This window comes from Pelorhabdus rhamnosifermentans, assembly GCF_018835585.1.
Classification (GTDB): domain Bacteria; phylum Bacillota; class Negativicutes; order UMGS1260; family UMGS1260; genus Pelorhabdus; species Pelorhabdus rhamnosifermentans.
On the sequence record NZ_JAHGVE010000104.1, the window covers coordinates 1 to 469 of the forward strand.

Annotated in this window: 1 protein-coding gene; it reads left to right on the top strand. The window is 49.0% G+C overall.

All coding sequences use genetic code 11. The features are described 5' to 3' along the window. On the top strand, positions 1-469 hold a 469-nt coding region (locus Ga0466249_RS25970; protein ID WP_215832391.1), incomplete at both ends, for a hypothetical protein.

A 469-nucleotide genomic window follows, 5' to 3' on the forward strand; every position in this document is an offset into this window, starting at 1 on the left:
AGCTTTGGGCCAAGAACCTTCAGGTTGTCACAGGAGCGAATACTGTCCAATACAATACCCTCCATACTGATAAAATTGATGGGAGTAACAAACCGGATATTGCCCTTGATGTTGGAAATTTAGGTGGAATGTATGCCAACAAGATCCTGCTTATGGGAACTGAGGATGGTGTTGGCGTAAACAGTAAAGGCGTTATTGCTGCGAATAGTGGCGACATTATTGTAACCAATGCCGGAAAGGTTGTACTGGGTGGAAGCACTACAGCCAGCGGCAACATCCAGATTCAGGCGAAGGGGTTCAGCAACCAAGGTACGTTATATGCAGGCGGCAACACGAATGTTGTCACGCAGGGAGAGCTAGCCAATAGTGGCGTATTGGCGGCAGGGCAGCAAACTATGTTGACAGCGGGAACTGTCAATTCAACCGGAACTTTAGGTGCCGGGGTTAAGTCAGACGGCAGTCTGGGAAC